At 70.0% G+C, this 15466-nt stretch carries 16 protein-coding genes; 11 read left to right on the plus strand and 5 right to left on the minus strand.

Annotated elements, in window-relative coordinates; genetic code table 11:
- Positions 1 to 111 precede the first annotated feature (111 nt).
- Both FKR81_RS27055 and FKR81_RS27060 read right to left on the minus strand, forming a co-directional pair.
- The gene (locus FKR81_RS27055) at positions 112 to 2991 is read right to left on the minus strand and encodes an AAA family ATPase (protein WP_146355809.1); all 2880 of its coding nucleotides are present in this window, start codon (positions 2989 to 2991) and stop codon (positions 112 to 114) included.
- Entirely contained in the window at positions 2988 to 4127 is a 1140-nt protein-coding gene (locus FKR81_RS27060; RefSeq protein ID WP_146355811.1) for an exonuclease SbcCD subunit D, read from the minus strand. Before FKR81_RS27060 ends, FKR81_RS27055 begins: the two co-directional genes overlap by 4 nt.
- Before the next feature lie 99 nt (positions 4128 to 4226).
- Between FKR81_RS27060 and FKR81_RS27065 the strand changes: the two genes are divergently transcribed.
- On the plus strand, positions 4227 to 5138 hold the full coding sequence (locus tag FKR81_RS27065; protein WP_146355813.1) for a DNA recombination protein RmuC: 912 nt from the start codon (positions 4227 to 4229) through the stop codon (positions 5136 to 5138).
- Between the two features lie 129 nt (positions 5139 to 5267).
- Positions 5268 to 6041, plus strand: coding sequence for a DUF6542 domain-containing protein (locus FKR81_RS27070; RefSeq protein WP_235921790.1), 774 nt, complete (start codon positions 5268 to 5270; stop codon positions 6039 to 6041).
- A 71-nt stretch (positions 6042 to 6112) separates the two neighbouring features.
- Here the strand turns inward: FKR81_RS27070 and FKR81_RS27075 are convergent, their stop codons facing one another.
- On the minus strand, positions 6113 to 7057 hold the full coding sequence (locus FKR81_RS27075; RefSeq protein ID WP_146355815.1) for a 4-hydroxy-3-methylbut-2-enyl diphosphate reductase: 945 nt from the start codon (positions 7055 to 7057) through the stop codon (positions 6113 to 6115).
- 64 nt (positions 7058 to 7121) lie between these two features.
- Between FKR81_RS27075 and FKR81_RS27080 the strand changes: the two genes are divergently transcribed.
- The 8 genes from FKR81_RS27080 to FKR81_RS27115 all read left to right on the plus strand — a co-directional run bounded on the left by FKR81_RS27080 (position 7122) and on the right by FKR81_RS27115 (position 12481).
- Positions 7122 to 7613, plus strand: coding sequence for a lipid droplet-associated protein (locus tag FKR81_RS27080; RefSeq protein ID WP_146355817.1), 492 nt, complete (start codon positions 7122 to 7124; stop codon positions 7611 to 7613).
- Entirely contained in the window at positions 7610 to 8848 is a 1239-nt protein-coding gene (gene xseA / locus FKR81_RS27085; protein ID WP_146355819.1) for an exodeoxyribonuclease VII large subunit, read from the plus strand. Before FKR81_RS27080 ends, xseA begins: the two co-directional genes overlap by 4 nt.
- A complete protein-coding gene (locus FKR81_RS27090; RefSeq protein WP_235921791.1) occupies positions 8841 to 9182 on the plus strand; it encodes a sugar ABC transporter substrate-binding protein in 342 nt (113 codons plus the stop codon). The genes xseA and FKR81_RS27090 overlap by 8 nt, the downstream gene beginning before the upstream one ends.
- Positions 9179 to 9388, plus strand: a complete 210-nt coding sequence (locus FKR81_RS27095; RefSeq protein ID WP_146355821.1) for an exodeoxyribonuclease VII small subunit — start codon at positions 9179 to 9181, stop codon at positions 9386 to 9388. Before FKR81_RS27090 ends, FKR81_RS27095 begins: the two co-directional genes overlap by 4 nt.
- Positions 9389 to 9456: 68 nt before the next feature.
- Positions 9457 to 10497, plus strand: a complete 1041-nt coding sequence (gene glpX / locus FKR81_RS27100; RefSeq protein ID WP_146355822.1) for a class II fructose-bisphosphatase — start codon at positions 9457 to 9459, stop codon at positions 10495 to 10497.
- 121 nt (positions 10498 to 10618) lie between these two features.
- Positions 10619 to 11389 (plus strand): S1 family peptidase, encoded by a 771-nt coding sequence (locus FKR81_RS27105; RefSeq protein WP_146355824.1) that lies wholly within the window; start codon positions 10619 to 10621, stop codon positions 11387 to 11389.
- Positions 11390 to 11505: 116 nt separating this feature from the next.
- Complete coding sequence (locus tag FKR81_RS27110; protein WP_222598417.1) at positions 11506 to 12039, plus strand: L,D-transpeptidase; 534 nt, start codon at positions 11506 to 11508, stop codon at positions 12037 to 12039.
- A 31-nt stretch (positions 12040 to 12070) separates the two neighbouring features.
- Positions 12071 to 12481, plus strand: coding sequence for a L,D-transpeptidase (locus FKR81_RS27115; RefSeq protein WP_146355828.1), 411 nt, complete (start codon positions 12071 to 12073; stop codon positions 12479 to 12481).
- Here FKR81_RS27115 and FKR81_RS27120 read toward each other — a convergent pair.
- Positions 12425 to 12682, minus strand: a complete 258-nt coding sequence (locus FKR81_RS27120) for a hypothetical protein (RefSeq protein ID WP_146355830.1) — start codon at positions 12680 to 12682, stop codon at positions 12425 to 12427. The genes FKR81_RS27115 and FKR81_RS27120 overlap by 57 nt on opposite strands.
- A gap of 203 nt (positions 12683 to 12885) precedes the next feature.
- Between FKR81_RS27120 and FKR81_RS27125 the strand changes: the two genes are divergently transcribed.
- Positions 12886 to 14475 carry a PQQ-dependent sugar dehydrogenase gene (locus FKR81_RS27125; protein ID WP_186763198.1) on the plus strand — a complete coding sequence of 530 codons (1590 nt, stop codon included), beginning with the start codon at positions 12886 to 12888 and terminating at the stop codon, positions 14473 to 14475.
- Here the strand turns inward: FKR81_RS27125 and FKR81_RS27130 are convergent.
- Positions 14472 to 15443 carry an NAD(P)/FAD-dependent oxidoreductase gene (locus FKR81_RS27130; protein ID WP_146355834.1) on the minus strand — a complete coding sequence of 324 codons (972 nt, stop codon included), beginning with the start codon at positions 15441 to 15443 and terminating at the stop codon, positions 14472 to 14474. The two genes, FKR81_RS27125 and FKR81_RS27130, sit on opposite strands and share 4 nt — an antisense overlap.
- Positions 15444 to 15466: the final 23 nt, after the last annotated feature.

The following is a 15466-nucleotide window of genomic DNA, read 5'->3' on the forward strand; positions in this document are numbered from 1 at the left end:
CCTTGCGTTCCTCACTTTCGGGCGATGTGGATGGACACCGAGCGTGAGTTGACCACCGTGAGCCCTGTCGCATTCACCCTGTCGAGGGGCACGCACGCAGCGAGCGAGCTACTAGCTGGCTACCACCTCCAGGGTTGAGCCGGTGCGCGCTTTGTGCACGCGCAGGCGGGTGGGGATGCGCTGGCGCAGTTCCTCGACGTGCGAGACGAGGCCGACCACGCGGCCGCCTGCGCGGAGTTCGTCGAGGGTGTTCATGACGGTGTCCAAGGTGTCGGAGTCGAGCGTGCCGAAGCCCTCGTCGACGAACAGGGTGTCGAGCAGTGCGCCGCCGGTTTCGTTGGCGACCACGTCGGCCAGGCCCAGTGCGAGTGAGAGCGAGGCCAGGAAGGACTCGCCGCCGGACAGGGTTTTCGCCGGGCGTTCGCGGCCCGAGTAGTCGTCGAGCACGTCGAGGCTCAGGCCGCCGCGGGTGCCGCGGGCGCCTGCCTCGTCGGAGTGCACGAAGCTGTAGCGGCCCTGGCTCATCCGCTGCAGGCGGGCGCTTGCGGCTACCGCCACCTCCTCGAGGCGGGCCGCCAGCACGTACGAACGCAGGGTCATCTTCTTCGAGTTCTGGCCTCGGCCGTTGATCACGTCGGTCAGCGCGTCCAGTTCCGCGTACTCGGTTTCCAGCGGCTCCAGGGACGTCCACTCCGCGCGCAGGCGCGCTGCCAGTTCACTGACGCGTTCGTGCGCCTTCGTGAACCTGCTCAGATCCGCGGACGCCTGCGCCGCCGAAGCGCGGGCTTCGGCTGCACGCGCCTCCACCCCGGCGAGGTCGAGCTCTTCGGCGGGGTCGACGCCGGGCAGTTCGGCGAGTGTCGCCTCGGCTGCCGCGCGGGTGCGTTCCCACGCGGCGATGCGCTCGTCGAGCTGAGCCAGCTGCGCCTCGGTGCGCGCTGCGGCCAAAGCAGAAGCGACGTCGGGGAACCCCGCCTCGGTGGCCAGGGACGACGCCAGCGACCGCTGTTCCTCGACACGGTCGCGTGCTGTCGCTGAGGTGGCTCGCCGGTCGGCGAACGCCGTGAGTGCGGACGCCAGCTCCAGCAGGTGTGCGCGCCTGGTCAGGACGTCGGCGTGCTCGCCGCGGGCCTCGTCGAGGCGGATCGCTCGTGCCGCAACGGTTTCGCGCAGCTTCGCGTCCTCGACGCGCAGGCCGGCCAGCTCCTGCTCGACGCGGCCCTTCTCGGCGCCGAGGTCGCGCGTACGGGCCTCCAGGCCGACGAACTCGTTCTGCCGCTGCGACCTCGTGCGCGCCAGCTCGGCCGCCGCGCGGAACTCTGCGATCACCGACGCCGGGTCGGCCGAGCCGAGCACATCGCGGTAGCCGTCCAGCCGCAGCGAGGCCGCCTGGCGCGCCTGCTCGGCGAGTGCGCGCTGGTCGAGCGCGCCCTGCTCCTCGGCGTGCGCCGCCTCCTCATCCGCCGCGTCCACGGTGCCGAGCATCGGCTGCGCGGGCGACGGGTGCCTCGGCGAGCCGCACACCGCGCACGGGCGGCCGCGCTTCAACGCGGCGGCGAGCTCGATCGCCATGCCCTCCAGGCGCTGCTGACGCACCTGCAGCAGCACGTCCTTCGCCTTCTGGTGCACGTCGATCGCGAGCCGCAGCGAGTCCTCGGACCGCGCCAGCGCCGACACCGCCTCCGGCAGCTGGGTGGCCGCGTCGAAGCGCACCTTCAGCCCGTCCAGCCGGGCCGCAGCTTCCTGAGCGGCGTCCAGCTGCGTGCGGCACTGCGCCAGCTTCTCGGGCAGCACCTCCAGGTCGTTGCTCAGCAGTTCGAGCCGGTGCCGCACGTTGTGCTCGACCACCTCGATCTCGTCAAGCCTGCGCAGGTCGCGGCGGTGCTGTTCGGCCTCGGCGGCGAGTTGGTTGAGCCCGCCCGCCTCCTCGCGGAACCGCGACGCGTCGTCCCGCAGCTCCTCCCCGGTGTAGCCGAGCCGCGCCACCGCAGCCGCGGCCTTCGCCTCGTCGGACAGCGCGAAGTCGAGCGTCGTGCCCAATCGGGTGATGGCCTGGTGAGCCGGCACGACCGTCACCGCCCGCCGCGCGGCGTCCCGTTCGGCGATCCACGCACCGGGATCGACCTGCGCGTCCAGCGCCTGCCGGGCCTCCCGCACGCGTTGCACCCGTTCGGCCTGCAGTCGCGTCTCCGCGAGCACCGCGTCGAACACCTGCCGCAGATCGGACGCGTCCGACGAGCGCTGCGCGGCCTCCTGCAGAGCCTCGCTGATGCGCTTCTCCACGCCGCTCAGCCACTCGCCGTCGTCGCGCTCGTCCGGCGGCTCCTCGCCCGCCGCCTCCGCGACCCGGCCGAGCACGTCGCGCGCGACCTGCCTGCGCTGGTCGAGCACCCGCCCGGCGACCACGCGCCGTTCGCGGAACCAGTTCTCCACGTCGAGGAACCGCTGCGTGCCGAACAGCTTCTCCAGCAGCTTCTCCCGCTCGGCCGTGTCCGCGCGGAGGAACCTCGCGAACTCGCCCTGCGGCAGCAACACGACCTGGAAGAACTGCTCGTGCGTCATGCCGAGCAGGTCCTCCACGACCATCGCGACCTCGTCGATCCGCGTGACACCGTCGCCGTGCCAGCCCTCGAGCCACGTCAGCGACGCCTTCGCGGGCTGCGTGGTGAACCCGCCGCCGCGCTTCTTCGGCCGGTCGAACTCCGGGCTGCGGACGATCCGGAACCGCCGGTTCTGCACCGTCAGCTCCAGCGACACCGACGTCGGCGTCTCCGGGTCCGCGTACTCGCAGCGCAGCTTCTTCACCTCGCCGCGCGCGCCCGGCACCCGGCCGAACAGCGCGAACGCCACCGCGTCCAGCAGCGTCGTCTTGCCGGCGCCCGTGTCGCCGTGCAGCAGGAACAGGCCGTCGGCACCGAGCACGTCGAAGTCGACGACCTCGGGTCTCGGGTAGGGCCCGAACGCGGTGAGCTCCAGCCGGTGCAACCTCATGTCAGCTTCTCCCGCGCGACCTCGGCGAACGCCTCGCGCAGCAGCTTGCGCTCACGATCGTTCGGCTCGGCGCCGCGGCTGTCGCTGACGAAACAGCACGCCACCTCCTCGTCCGTCCGCCCGCGCACCCGCTCCGCGTACGTCATCGCGTGCGACCGGCCCTGTTCGGGGCGCCACTCCACGTGCACGGCGTGCGGGAACCGCTTCTGCAGCTGCCGCAACGAGTCCATCGGCCGCACCGCGTCGGTCAGCACGACCGAAAGGTAGTGGCCTTCGAGGTCCGCGTGCTCCGGTGCGGTCAGCAGTTCGCCCAGCGTCCCCGTCAGCGCGGCGAGCGGCCGCGGCACCGGCAGCTCGCGGCGTTCGACACCGGCGAGGCCGCCCGCGTCGAGGTCGACCAGCCACACCGATTTCCGTTGCCGCGCCTCGGAGAACGAGTACGCCAGCGGACTGCCCGAGTACCGCAGGTTGTCCGCGAGGCGCTGCGGGCCGTGCAGGTGCCCGAGCGCCACGTAGTCGATGCCGTCGAACACCGACGACGACACGTCCTGCACGCCGCCGACCGCGATCGTGCGCTCGGACTCCGACGGCGCACCACCGGTGACGAACGCGTGCGCGAGCACCACCGACCGCGTCCGCCGCGCGGACAAATCGGCCCGGACGCGGCGCATCGCCTCCGTGAGCACGCCCGCGTGACCACGCGTCTCGACCTGCAACGCGTGCCGCGCGGGCTCCGGTTCGAGAAACGGGATCCCGTACAGCGCAACGGGTCCGTGCTCGTCGTCGAGCAGCACGGGCTGGTCGAGCTCGGCGATGCGGGTGCGCAGGTGCAGGCCGCCGAACGCCGCGAACTCGCCGAACACGCCGATCCGCGCCGCCGAGTCGTGGTTGCCGGGCGTGATGACGATCCGCGCGCCGGCCGCGCGCAGCCTCATCAGCACTCGGGCGCACAACCCGACCGCGTCGGCGGACGGCACCGCGCGGTCGTACAGATCGCCCGACACCACCACGACGTCGACCTTCTCGTCGACGACCAGGTCAGCGAGGCCGCCCAGCACCGACTCCTGCTCCACGAGCAGGTCGCGGCCGTGGAACGTTCGCCCCACGTGCCAGTCGGAGGTGTGCAGGATCCGCATGCCGACCACGCTAGAGGCGGGCACTGACAAAACTCGCCGAGGGTCCCCGGCGTGTCACCCGATCGAGAATTGTCGGTGTCGTGGAGCATCATCGGTGCCGTGACCGCAGTGATCAGCACAGCCGCGATCGTCCTGGCCCTTCTCCTGGCCGGGGCGCTGGTGGCCGTGTGGCGGCTCTACCAGGACAGCGTGCGCCGCACGGACGCCGCGCTGGCCGCGATCCAGTCGGAACGCCAGCGCTTCGACGCGCAGCAGGTCGCGTTGCAGCGCTACGAGGTGGCGTTCTCGTCGGTGTCCGGCCGCGGTGAGCTCGGCGAGCAGGTGCTGGTGGAAACCGCGCGCGCACTCGGTCTCAGAGAGGGTCTGCACTTCACGCTGCAGACCGACGTCGCGGGCGGCGGCTCCGTGCGACCGGACATGGTGCTGAACGTCGGCGGCAACAGGCTGGTGCCGGTCGACTCGAAGATGTCGATGGCCTGCTGGGCCGAGGCCGTGGAGACCGACGACCCGCAGGAGCGGGCGGACGCGTTGCGCGTGCACGTCCGCAACATCAGGTCCCGCGCGGCCGAGCTGGCGGGCAAGGGTTACCAGCGGTGGGCGGACGCGATCTACGGGACGATCATGTTCGTGCCCAACGACGGCGCCGTCGTGGCGGCGCTGGACACGGATCCGGAGCTGCTGCGCTGGCTGCTGGACCGCCGGGTGTTCCTGTGCGGCCCGACGGGCTTCGCGGTGATCGCGTCGTCGGCGATGTTCGCGGTGACCGAGCGGGCGCTGGCCGACGACGTGGAACAGGTGCGTGCGCAGGCCGGTCGCGCGCACCGGGCGGCGGACACGGCGATCGACGCCCTCAACCTGTCGAGCACGCACCTGCAGCGGTTCCTGTCCGCCCGCAGGCGCGAGCTGGACGCGCTGGAGGGCTTCCGCGCGGCCGTGGAGCCGCTGACCGAGGCGTCGGGCACGCCGACGCCCATCCCGTTGGTGAGGAGGGCCGACGAGCAAACTGCCTGACAATTGTTCCTCCGTGTCCCAGGACACGGCTGTGAAGAAACAACGCGATCGGGCGATGCGAGGTTGCTCGTGAGTGAGATAACGACGGACTCACGAACAGCTGAAGCCTGAGCGGCTACCGTGTGCCGCGTGAGTGAGCAGCGTGACCGCCGGGTGGCACTCGACGATGACGACGACTTCGAGGTCCTCGACGCCCCAGCCTGGAACTACCGCGCCATCGCCGGGACCTTCAAGGGCATCCCGTGGTGGGCGTCGATCCTGTGCGCGCTGGTGCCCGCGATCATCGGGGCGTACATCGACATCAGCTCGGGCAAGACCGTCGGCTGGATCTTCAACATCCTGTTCTTCGTGGGCGCGATCGCCGGTATCTGCCTGGTGCAGCGCCGCAGCCTGTTCGCGCCGATGGTGCAGCCGCCGCTGGTGCTGGCCGCGACGGTGCCGACACTCGTGCTGCTCACCGGTGGCGTCCCCAAGGCGGCGCTCACCGCGATGGCGCTCGGCCTCGGCAAGCCGCTCATCGACAGCTTCCCCGTGATGGCCGTGACGACGCTGTTCACCGTCGGCATCGGCATCGCGCGCATGTTCACGCAGAAGGACCCGAACCGGCCGACGAAGGCCGAGGTCAGGGAGGCGAAGGCCGACCTGAAGCGCAGGCCGAAGCCCGCGGCCGAGCCGCGCCGCCGTCCCGCCGCCGAGGAGCGCCCCGCGCGCGACCCGGAGCGCCGTCCGCGCCCCGACGCCGCGCGCCGCGAGCCGGGCCGTGAGTCAGGCCGTGAGTCGACGGGCAGGCGCCCGGCGCCGCAGTCCGAGGGTGAGCGGCCCCGCCGTCCCCGCCCGGACCAGGCCCGCGGGGAACGCCCGGCCGCACCCCGCCGCCCGCGCCCGCCGCGCGACGAACGCTGACCAAGACGAACGCTGACGAACGCGAAAGGGGCCACCTCGATCCGAGGTGGCCCCTTTCGCGTGTCAGAACGTCAGCGCACGAGGTCCTTCCGGAGCTCGCGCGGCAACGCGAAGGCGATCTTCTCGTTGGCCGTGGTGATCTCCTCGACCTCTTCCCAGCCGCGTGCCTCGAGAAACTTCAGCAGCTCCATCACGAGGATGTCGGGCACGGAGGCGCCGGACGTGACGCCGATCGTCTCGACGCCCTCCAGCCAGGCCGGGTCGACCTCCTTGGCGTAGTCGATGAGGTACGAGGCACGGGCACCCGCCTGGAGCGCGACCTCGACGAGGCGCACCGAGTTCGACGAGTTCTTCGAGCCGACCACGAGCACCAGGTCGCACGAGGGCGCCATCGTCTTGACGGCGACCTGCCGGTTGGACGTGGCGTAGCAGATGTCGTCCGACGGCGGGTCCTGCAAGTCCGGGAAGCGCTCCTTGAGCTGCCGGACGCGCACCATCGTCTCGTCGACGGACAGCGTCGTCTGCGACAACCAGACCACCTTGGACGGATCGCGCACCTCGACGGTGGCGGCGTCCTCGGCGGTGTCGACGAGCCGCACGTGCTGGGGTGCCTCACCGGCGGTGCCCTCGACCTCCTCGTGGCCCTCGTGGCCGATCAGCAGGATGTCGTAGTCGTCGCGGGCGAAGCGCTTGGCTTCCATGTGCACCTTGGTCACCAGCGGGCAGGTCGCGTCGATGGTGCGCAGCGACCGCGCGGCCGCCTCCTCGTGCACCATCGGCGACACGCCGTGCGCCGAGAAGACCACGAGCGCGCCCTCGGGCACCTCGTCGGTCTCGTTGACGAAGATGGCGCCGCGGTCGCTGAGTGTCTCCACGACGTACTTGTTGTGGACGATCTCCTTGCGCACGTACACCGGTGCGCCGTACTGCTCGAGGGCGCGTTCGACCGTCTCGACGGCACGATCCACGCCCGCGCAGTAGCCGCGTGGCTTCGCCAACAGCACTCGCTTGGACATGGCCCCCAGGGTACGCGGCGCTGTTTGTAGGCATTCGGGACGGAACTACGGCAGGCTTAGGCGCATGAAGCCACTGCCGTTGCCGGTCCGCGTCGCAGCCGGACTCGCGGCGTCCGCCCTGGAACAGGCCCGCAGGCTGCCGCAGCAGCTCGCCGGGCTGCCCGTCACGGTCGTCAGCGAAGCGCTGCAGTTGTCCATGCGCGTGCAGCAGCATGTGACCGAACTCGCCATCAAAGGTGACGACGTGCTGTCCGGGTTGCGCCCGGTCGAGGAAGAGCCCGAGTGGGCGACGTTCGACGAGGATGAGCCGGAAGCCGCCGAAGAGGACTCGGACGAGGGCGACCCGTGGGCCGAGGAGGAGCGCGCGCTCGCCCAGGAGGTTCCAGGGGCGATTCCGACGTACGACGACCTCTCCATCGCGCAGCTGCGGGCGCGGCTGCGGAACCTGACCGTCGAGGACCTCGAGGAACTGCTCGCGTACGAGAAGGCCCACGCCGCACGGCCCGAGTTCGTCGGGATGCTGAACCGCCGCATCACCACCGTGCGTTCCCAGTGACCGACGCACCATCCACCGCCGAACAGCCGTGGCCGGTGCGGACGGTCGCGCGCAAGGTACTCGAGTGGATCAACCGCCTCGGCCCCGTGTGGGTCGAGGGCCAGGTGACCCAGCTCAGCAACCGCAGCAGCACCGCGTTCCTCACGCTGCGCGACCCCAGCGTCGACATGTCGATGTCCCTCACCGCCCCGTCGGGCCTGCTCAGGGACATGCAGCTCACCGAGGGCAGCCGTGTCGTCGTGCACGGCAGGATGAACTTCTACCCGGCCCGCGGCACGCTCAGCCTGCGCGTCGACGAGATCCGCGCGGTCGGCATCGGCGAGCTGCTGGCCCGCATCGAACGGCTCAGGAAGCTGCTGCACGCGGAGGGCCTGTTCGACCCGCGCCGCAAGCGCAGGCCGCCGTTCCTGCCCACCAAGATCGGCCTCATCACGGGACGGGCGAGCGCCGCCGAGCGCGACGTGCTCACCAATGCCCGCGGCCGCTGGCCCGGCGCGCACTTCCGGGTCATCAACGTTGCGGTACAAGGTGTTTCGGCTGTGCCGCAGATCGTGACGGCACTGTCCACGCTGGACCGCGACCCCGAGTGCGACGTGATCATCATCGCGAGGGGCGGGGGCAGCGTGGAGGACCTGCTGCCGTTCTCGGACGAGGCGCTGTGCCGGGCGGTCGCGGAGTGCCGCACGCCGGTGCTGTCGGCGATCGGGCACGAGCCGGACACCCCGCTGGTGGACCACGTCGCGGATGTCAGGTGCTCGACGCCCACCGATGCGGGCAAACGGGTGGTTCCTGACGTCGCCGAGGAGACGGAGCGTGTTCGGCAGCTCCGTGACCGGGCACGACGCTCCCTGCACGGGTGGGTCGACCGGGAGCGCCGCCTGCTGGACCAACTCCGGTCCCGACCAGCACTTTCGGACCCGTACGGTCCGCTCGACCGACGTGCCGAAGAAGTGAAAAGGCTTCGTGAACAGGCACGACGCGCCGTCCAAACGCGTCTCGACAGGGAGCACGTCAACCTGGAAGGGACCAAAGCCCGCTTGACGACCCTCGGTCCGGCCGCCACGCTGGCCCGCGGATACGCCGTTGTGCAACTCGTCACACCGGACGGGGTGGACGGTGTGATCCGGTCCACCGCCGACGCACCGGCGGGAACGCAACTGCGGGTACGGGTCGTTGACGGGGCGGTGCACGCCGTCGTCACGGAGCTGGAGGAAGGGGGAGGTACCGGTGGTTGAGCCCGTGTTCCTCCCGCTCACCATGGCCGCGGCCGGTGACTGCACGTCGGGTGTGCGCAGCGTCGCGGAAGCCGCGAACAAGGCCGCCGCGCACTGCTGGACGGCGCTCGTGGGCGGCTGCGACTCGACCAGCCGCAGCTCGCTGATCCTCACGCTGCACGACCTGTCGGCCGCCACGGCCGGATCGGCGCACTACCGGCGTGTCGCGGAGGCCGAGTGCCGCATCGACGAGGCCGTGCGAGAGGGTGACGGCGCCGAGTTCGCGGAGGCGTTCGTCGGCTACGACCAGGCGGTTGCCACCGTACTGAGCCGACTGAGGAGCACACCCGCGTGACTGAACTGGGCTATGAGGCCGCCAGGGACGAGCTCGTCGAGGTCGTCCGCAAGCTGGAGGCAGGTGGCCTGTCGCTGGAGGACTCGCTCGCGCTGTGGGAACGCGGCGAGGCACTCGCGAAGATCTGTGACCAGCGTCTCGCCGGCGCGCGTGAGCGAATCGATGCAGCTCTCGCCGTCGTGGAGGAGGACGTTTCCGAGGGGTGACTCCGTGCAAGGATTCGGGCGAGCCGATCAGATCTTGGCCCGCTGAGCAATCCCCCTGGAGGCGCGCAATGGTGAACACCCCCGCGGAACGACGTCGCGAAGCCCCCGACCGCAACCTGGCGCTGGAGCTCGTGCGCGTCACCGAGGCGGCGGCCATGGCCGCTGGCCGCTGGGTGGGTCGCGGAGACAAGAACGGTGGTGACGGCGCGGCGGTCGACGCCATGCGCAAGCTCATCCACACGGTCTCGATGCGCGGCGTGGTGGTCATCGGCGAGGGCGAGAAGGACGAGGCGCCCATGCTGTTCAACGGCGAGGAAGTCGGCAACGGCGAGGGCCCGGACTGCGACGTCGCGGTCGACCCGATCGACGGCACCACGCTGATGGCGAAGGGCATGCCGAACGCGCTGGCCGTGCTCGCGGTCGCCGAGCGGGGCGCCATGTTCGACCCGTCCGCCGTGTTCTACATGGAGAAGCTGGCCGTCGGCCCGGACGCGGCCGACGTCATCGACATCACCGCCCCCATCGCGGAGAACATCCGCCGGGTCGCGAAGGCCAAGCACAGCGACGTGTCCGACGTGACGGTCTGCATCCTCGACCGGCCGCGGCACGAGCAGATCGTCAGCGAGGTGCGTTCCGCGGGCGCCCGGATCCACTTCATCTCCGACGGCGACGTCGCGGGCGCGATCTCCGCTGCCCGCCCGAACACCGGCGTGGACATGCTGATCGGCATCGGCGGCACGCCCGAGGGCATCATCGCGGCGGCGGCGCTCAAGTGCGTCGGTGGCGCCATCCAGGCCCGCCTGTGGCCCAAGGACGACGCCGAGCGCGAGCGGGCCATCGCGGCGGGCCACGACCTCGACCGCGTGCTCATGACGGACGACCTCGTGAGCGGCGACAACGTCTTCTTCTGCGCGACCGGCGTCACGGACGGTGACCTCGTCCGCGGTGTGCACTACCGCGCGGGCGGGTGCACGACGCAGTCGATCGTCATGCGGTCGAAGTCCGGAACCGTGCGCATGATCGACGGTTTCCACCGGTTGACGAAGCTGCGCGAGTACGCCTCGGTCGACTTCGACCGTCCGGAGGACGCACTCCCTCCTCTGCCGTAGTCCTGTGAACAGTTAACGCACCGTCACCGTCCGAGTGGGGCTGGTCACACTGTGACCTTTGTCCATAGTTTCCGAACCGACCCCGGCATCCCTGCGCCGGGGAAGGAAAGGAACGGAAACGATGAGGGCACGTTCCCTGTTCACCGCATTCGTCGTGGCCGCGGGCGCCCTGCTCGCCTCGGCTGCCGCGGCTTCAGCGGCTCCTAGCGACCAGCCGGACGGCGACATCACGCCGTACATCGTCGGCGGGCGCAACGCCACGCAGGTCTACTCGTTCATGGTGTCCCTGCAGAGCACCGCGGGCAGCCACTTCTGCGGCGGCTCGCTGATCAAGGCCAACTGGGTCGTCACGGCCAAGCACTGCGTGCAAGGCCGTTCGCCGGCTTCGGTCCGGGCGCGGATCGGCACGACCAACCGCACCACCGGCGGCACCGTCGCCACGGGCGCGCAGATCGTCGTCCACCCGTCGGCGGACCTGGCGCTGGTGCGTCTGTCCACTTCGGTCGCCAACGCGCCGATCAGGCTCGCGGCGGAATCGGGCCCGGTCAACACCGCGACCCGGATCATCGGCTGGGGCCAGACCTGCCCGTCGCCGGGTGGCTGTGGCGCTCCGACGATCCTGCAGGAGCTCGACACGTCGATCGTGGCCGACAGCCGTTGCGGCGGCATCCGCGCGGCCACTGAGATCTGCACCAACAACACCGGCGGCAACAAGGGCGCCTGCTACGGCGACTCCGGTGGCCCGCAGGTCAAGTCCGTTGGTGGCGCGTGGCAGCTGATCGGTGCCACCAGCCGCAGCGGCGGCGGCTCCGTCTGCGCGACCGCGCCGTCGATCTACGTCGACGTCCCCGCGTTCCGCTCGTGGATCGCCACGTACGCAGGCGCTGTGTAGCTCCTCCGCACGTCTGGGCCCGTCTCCCGATCGTTATGGGAGGCGGGCCCTCTTGCTGCAACCTGTCGATCTCCCCGGTCGTCTATGTCGGCAAGGGATGCAACAGGGGGTGCGCGATGGGGAAACTGCTACTGGTGGTCGCGTTGTTGTCGGTGGCGGGGTGCACGCAGCAGGTGGTTCACGCGGACACGCAACCGCCGACTTCTTCAACTTCTTCAGCGGCGCCATCGTCTTCATCAGCGGCGCCGTCGGTCGAACCGTCGACCACCACGCCGCCGCCTCCTCCCCCGCCACCGCCGCCCACACCGTGCGACATCACCGACGGCGCGTGTGTGCAGCTCTCGACCAACCAGACGTGGCTCCTGCGCGGCAACAAGATCGCGCACGGCCCGTTCCCGATCACGTCGGGCATGCCGGGCTACAACACGCCGATCGGCAAGTTCCCGGTGCTGCGCAAGGTGAAGGACGAGTGGAGCAAGCCGTACAACGGCCCGATGCCCTACTCGACGTACTTCACGCACAGCGGCATCGCGTTCCACGAGGGCAGCCTGACCCAGCCGTCGCACGGCTGCATCCACCTGGCGCGCGGCGCGGCAGCGACGTACTTCAGCGAACTCTCGATTGGCGAGACGGTTCAAGTTGTGGCGTAGTGGTTACCCCACGTGTTGAGGGGTGATTCGGATGCGAATACTCGCAGTCGCGGTGCTCTTCCTCCTCGGCATGGCCGTACCGGCTCAGGCCGCGGCGGGATGCACCGTCTACAACGGAGCGTGTCTGCAGAAGTCCACCAACACAGCGTGGTTGGTGTTCAACGGCAAGACCAGCTACGGACCCGTTCCGATCAGTCACGGCAGGCCCGGCTACGAGACGCCCGTCGGGATGTTCTCGGTGCTGCGCAAGGTGAAGAACGACTGGAGCATTCCGTACAACGCTCCGATGCCGAACTCCGTGTACTTCACGTCGTCCGGCATCGCGTTCCACATGGATGACGTCAACGTGCCCTCGCACGGATGCATCCACCTGCAGCCCGAGCCGTCACTCGTGTTCTACGACAACCTGATGATCGGCGAGCAGGTCCAGGTGCTCCCGTAGGTAGAGCCTTCCGAGGTCGATGAGGAACTGTCCCAGCTCCTGATAGCGCTCCGCGCGTTCGGGAGCTGGGACCAGTCCGCACGTGCCCAGCAAGTGCTTGGCCAGCAACGGTCCCAGCTCCGGGATGTCCTTGCGCACCTCCTGCGACAGCCGTTGCAGGCTCAGCCGCAGCAGGTCGTCGGTCAGCACGTCACCGGCCACGGCCGCATCCCCTCCTTCTCACGCCCCACCAAGTTGTTGCCACGTCAAGGATGCCTCGGAGGCACCACACCGGCGCCACACAACGTCTCCTGGAAGCCGTCAAGTCCGGGTTTCTGTCAGACGATCGACAGCAAGTCCGGTCCCGGAAATTTCCGCCCGTCTCAACAGCGACGTCGAAACCGGCTTCGCCATACCTTCGGCACGTGGTTTCACTGTCGCGCCCGGCCTCGGTGGCCGTGTCAATCGTCCTGCTCGTCAGCACAGCAACTCCCGCTACCGCGACACCGGATGGCCTCAAGGTCACCGCGGTGTCCCACACGAGCGTGACGCTCGCGTGGAACGCGTGGGCGGGCGATGTCTTCTCCTACGAACTGGTCCTACCCGACCGCGTGTTCCGGATCGTGCCCGGCGACAGAACGTCCAAAACGGTGGACAACCTGGTGCCCGGCACCGAGTACCGGTGGCGGATCGCGGCGCGGGACCAGGACATGCGCCTGTCGGCGTTGAGCGACGAGGTGGTCGTCAAGACGCCGCAGTACCCGGCGGACTCCGAGAAGCCGGGGGCGCCGTCGAATCCGCGCGTTGCGAAGAGCAGTGCGAACAGCATCTCGTTGGTGTGGAACGCATCCACCGACAATGTCGGTGTCGCGTCGTACGATGTGTTCGACGGCGACAAGAAGGTCACCACCGTTCCCGGCACGGCGGCGGCCGTCAACGGGCTGCGCGCGTACAGCCCGCACGAGTTCACAGTCGTGGCGAAGGACTTCGCTGGAAACCGTTCCGCCGCAAGCGATCCGGTGGCGGCACGGACGCGCGTCGGCGCGGATCCGGTCGGTGAGGCGCGCACGGTCGCCACGAGCGACGACATCCCGTGGGGGCTGACGTTCCTGCCGGACCGGTCGGCGCTGTTCTCCGAGCGGGACACGTTCCGGATCTACCACGTGTCCGGCGGCAGGAAGACGCTGGCCGCGACGGTGCCGGACACGCACAGCCTGCGCGGCGAGGACGGCGTGCTCGGGCTGGCCGTGTCACCGGACTTCGTGCGTGACCGGTGGGTGTACGTGTTCCACACCAGGGAGAACGACGGCCGGATCGTGCGGGTGAAGTTCGTCGACGGCACGCTCGACTTCACGCGGGCGGAGACCGTGCTGGCCGGCATCCCGCGTGCGAAGAAGCACCTCGGCGGCCGGTTGCGGTTCGGGCCGGACGGCAAGCTGTACGTCAGCACCGGCGAGTTGCAGCGCGGCGAGCTGGCGCAGGACCTGTCGACGTTGGCGGGCAAGATTCTGCGGATCAACCCGGACGGCTCGGTGCCGTCGGACAACCCGTTCCCCGGCAGCGCGATCTACAGCTACGGGCACCGCAACCCGCAGGGGCTCGCGTTCGACTCGCGCGGGCGGCTGTGGGTGGCCGAGTTCGGGCACTTCGAGGTCGACGAGATCAACCTGGTGAAGCCCGGCGGCAACTACGGCTGGCCGTACTGCGAGGGGCCGTGCGGGCGGTTCGTCGACCCGGTGCGCACGTTCCGCACGTTCGACGCGTCACCGGCCGGGATCGCCATCGTCGACGACGTCATCTACCTGGCGGGTGCGCGCGGGAAGCGGTTGCACCGCATGGTGATCCGCGGTGACGCGACGAGCGAGCCGGAGCCGTTCTTCCGCGACCACTACGGCAGGCTGCGCACGGTCGAGGCCACCCCCGCCGGCAACATCTGGTTGACCAGCACGGGTGGCGACGACCTGCACGAGCCCGGTGGCGACGCGAACGTGATCGTCGAGGTCCGGTTGCGCTAGCCCGCGTTGCTCGAGTGCCCCGGGAACAGGTGCGCGTCGGGGTTGAGTGCGACGGCGATGTTGTTGACCGCCGTCGCCGCCTCGCCGAAACCGGTCGCGATGAGCTTCACCTTCCCGGGGTACTGGGCGACGTCGCCGGCCGCGTACACGCGGTCCAGCTTGGTCCTCATCGTGGTGTCGACGACGACCGCGCGGTGGTCCAGCTCCAGGCCCCACGACTCGATCGGCCCCAGGTCCGCGGTGAAACCCAATGCTGCCACCACGCTCTGCGCGGGCAGCACCTTCTGGTCACCGGACTTGAGCCGAAGCTCCACTTCGGACAGCGGCTCGCCACGCAGCTCCAGCACCTCGGCGTCGGTGATGATCTCGATGCCGAGCTCGCGCACCTTCGTGACCGTGCCCGCGTGCGCGCGGAAGGTCGCGCGGCGGTGCACGAGCGTGACGCTCGCCGCGATCGGGTGCAGCGCGAGGGCCCAGTCGAACGCCGAGTCGCCGCCGCCGACGATGACGACGTGCTGGTCGGTGTGTTCGGCGAGCACGGGCACGAAGTGCACCATGCCGCGGCCGAGCCAGCCGTCGCCCGCGGGGAGCGGCCTCGGGTTGAACTCGCCCATGCCTGCGGTGATCAGCACGGCGCCGGTGTTGACGACGCCGCCGTCCGCGAGACCGACGGCCAGACGTCCGTCCTCCAGTGTGGACAGCGTGCGCGCCTGCTGGCCGAGCAGGTACAGCGGTTTGTACTGCCCCGCCTGTTCGACGAGTCCGTTCACGAGGTCGCGGCCGCGCACGGCGGGGAAGCCGGCCACGTCGAAGATCATTTTTTCCGGGTACATCGCGGTCACCTGGCCGCCCGGTTCGGGCAAGGCGTCTACCAGTGCGACGGTCAGTTCCCGGAACCCCGCGTAGTAGGCGGCGAACAACCCCGTGGGTCCAGCGCCCACGATGAGGAGGTCGACGTCACGCTCCATGAGTTGAGCCCTTCTGCCAGTGG

It is taken from the genome of Lentzea tibetensis, from assembly GCF_007845675.1.
Lineage (GTDB): Bacteria > Actinomycetota > Actinomycetes > Mycobacteriales > Pseudonocardiaceae > Lentzea > Lentzea tibetensis.

Coding starts and splice junctions, on each gene's coding strand:
- FKR81_RS27055 (WP_146355809.1), bottom strand. CDS start 2,991: ATGAGGTTGCACCGGCTGGAGCTCACCGCGTTCGGGCCCTACCCGAGA.
- FKR81_RS27080 (WP_146355817.1), top strand. CDS start 7,122: ATGAAGCCACTGCCGTTGCCGGTCCGCGTCGCAGCCGGACTCGCGGCG.
- glpX (WP_146355822.1), top strand. CDS start 9,457: ATGGTGAACACCCCCGCGGAACGACGTCGCGAAGCCCCCGACCGCAAC.
- FKR81_RS27060 (WP_146355811.1), bottom strand. CDS start 4,127: ATGCGGATCCTGCACACCTCCGACTGGCACGTGGGGCGAACGTTCCAC.
- FKR81_RS27105 (WP_146355824.1), top strand. CDS start 10,619: ATGAGGGCACGTTCCCTGTTCACCGCATTCGTCGTGGCCGCGGGCGCC.
- FKR81_RS27075 (WP_146355815.1), bottom strand. CDS start 7,057: ATGTCCAAGCGAGTGCTGTTGGCGAAGCCACGCGGCTACTGCGCGGGC.
- FKR81_RS27110 (WP_222598417.1), top strand. CDS start 11,506: ATGGGGAAACTGCTACTGGTGGTCGCGTTGTTGTCGGTGGCGGGGTGC.
- FKR81_RS27130 (WP_146355834.1), bottom strand. CDS start 15,443: ATGGAGCGTGACGTCGACCTCCTCATCGTGGGCGCTGGACCCACGGGG.
- FKR81_RS27115 (WP_146355828.1), top strand. CDS start 12,071: ATGCGAATACTCGCAGTCGCGGTGCTCTTCCTCCTCGGCATGGCCGTA.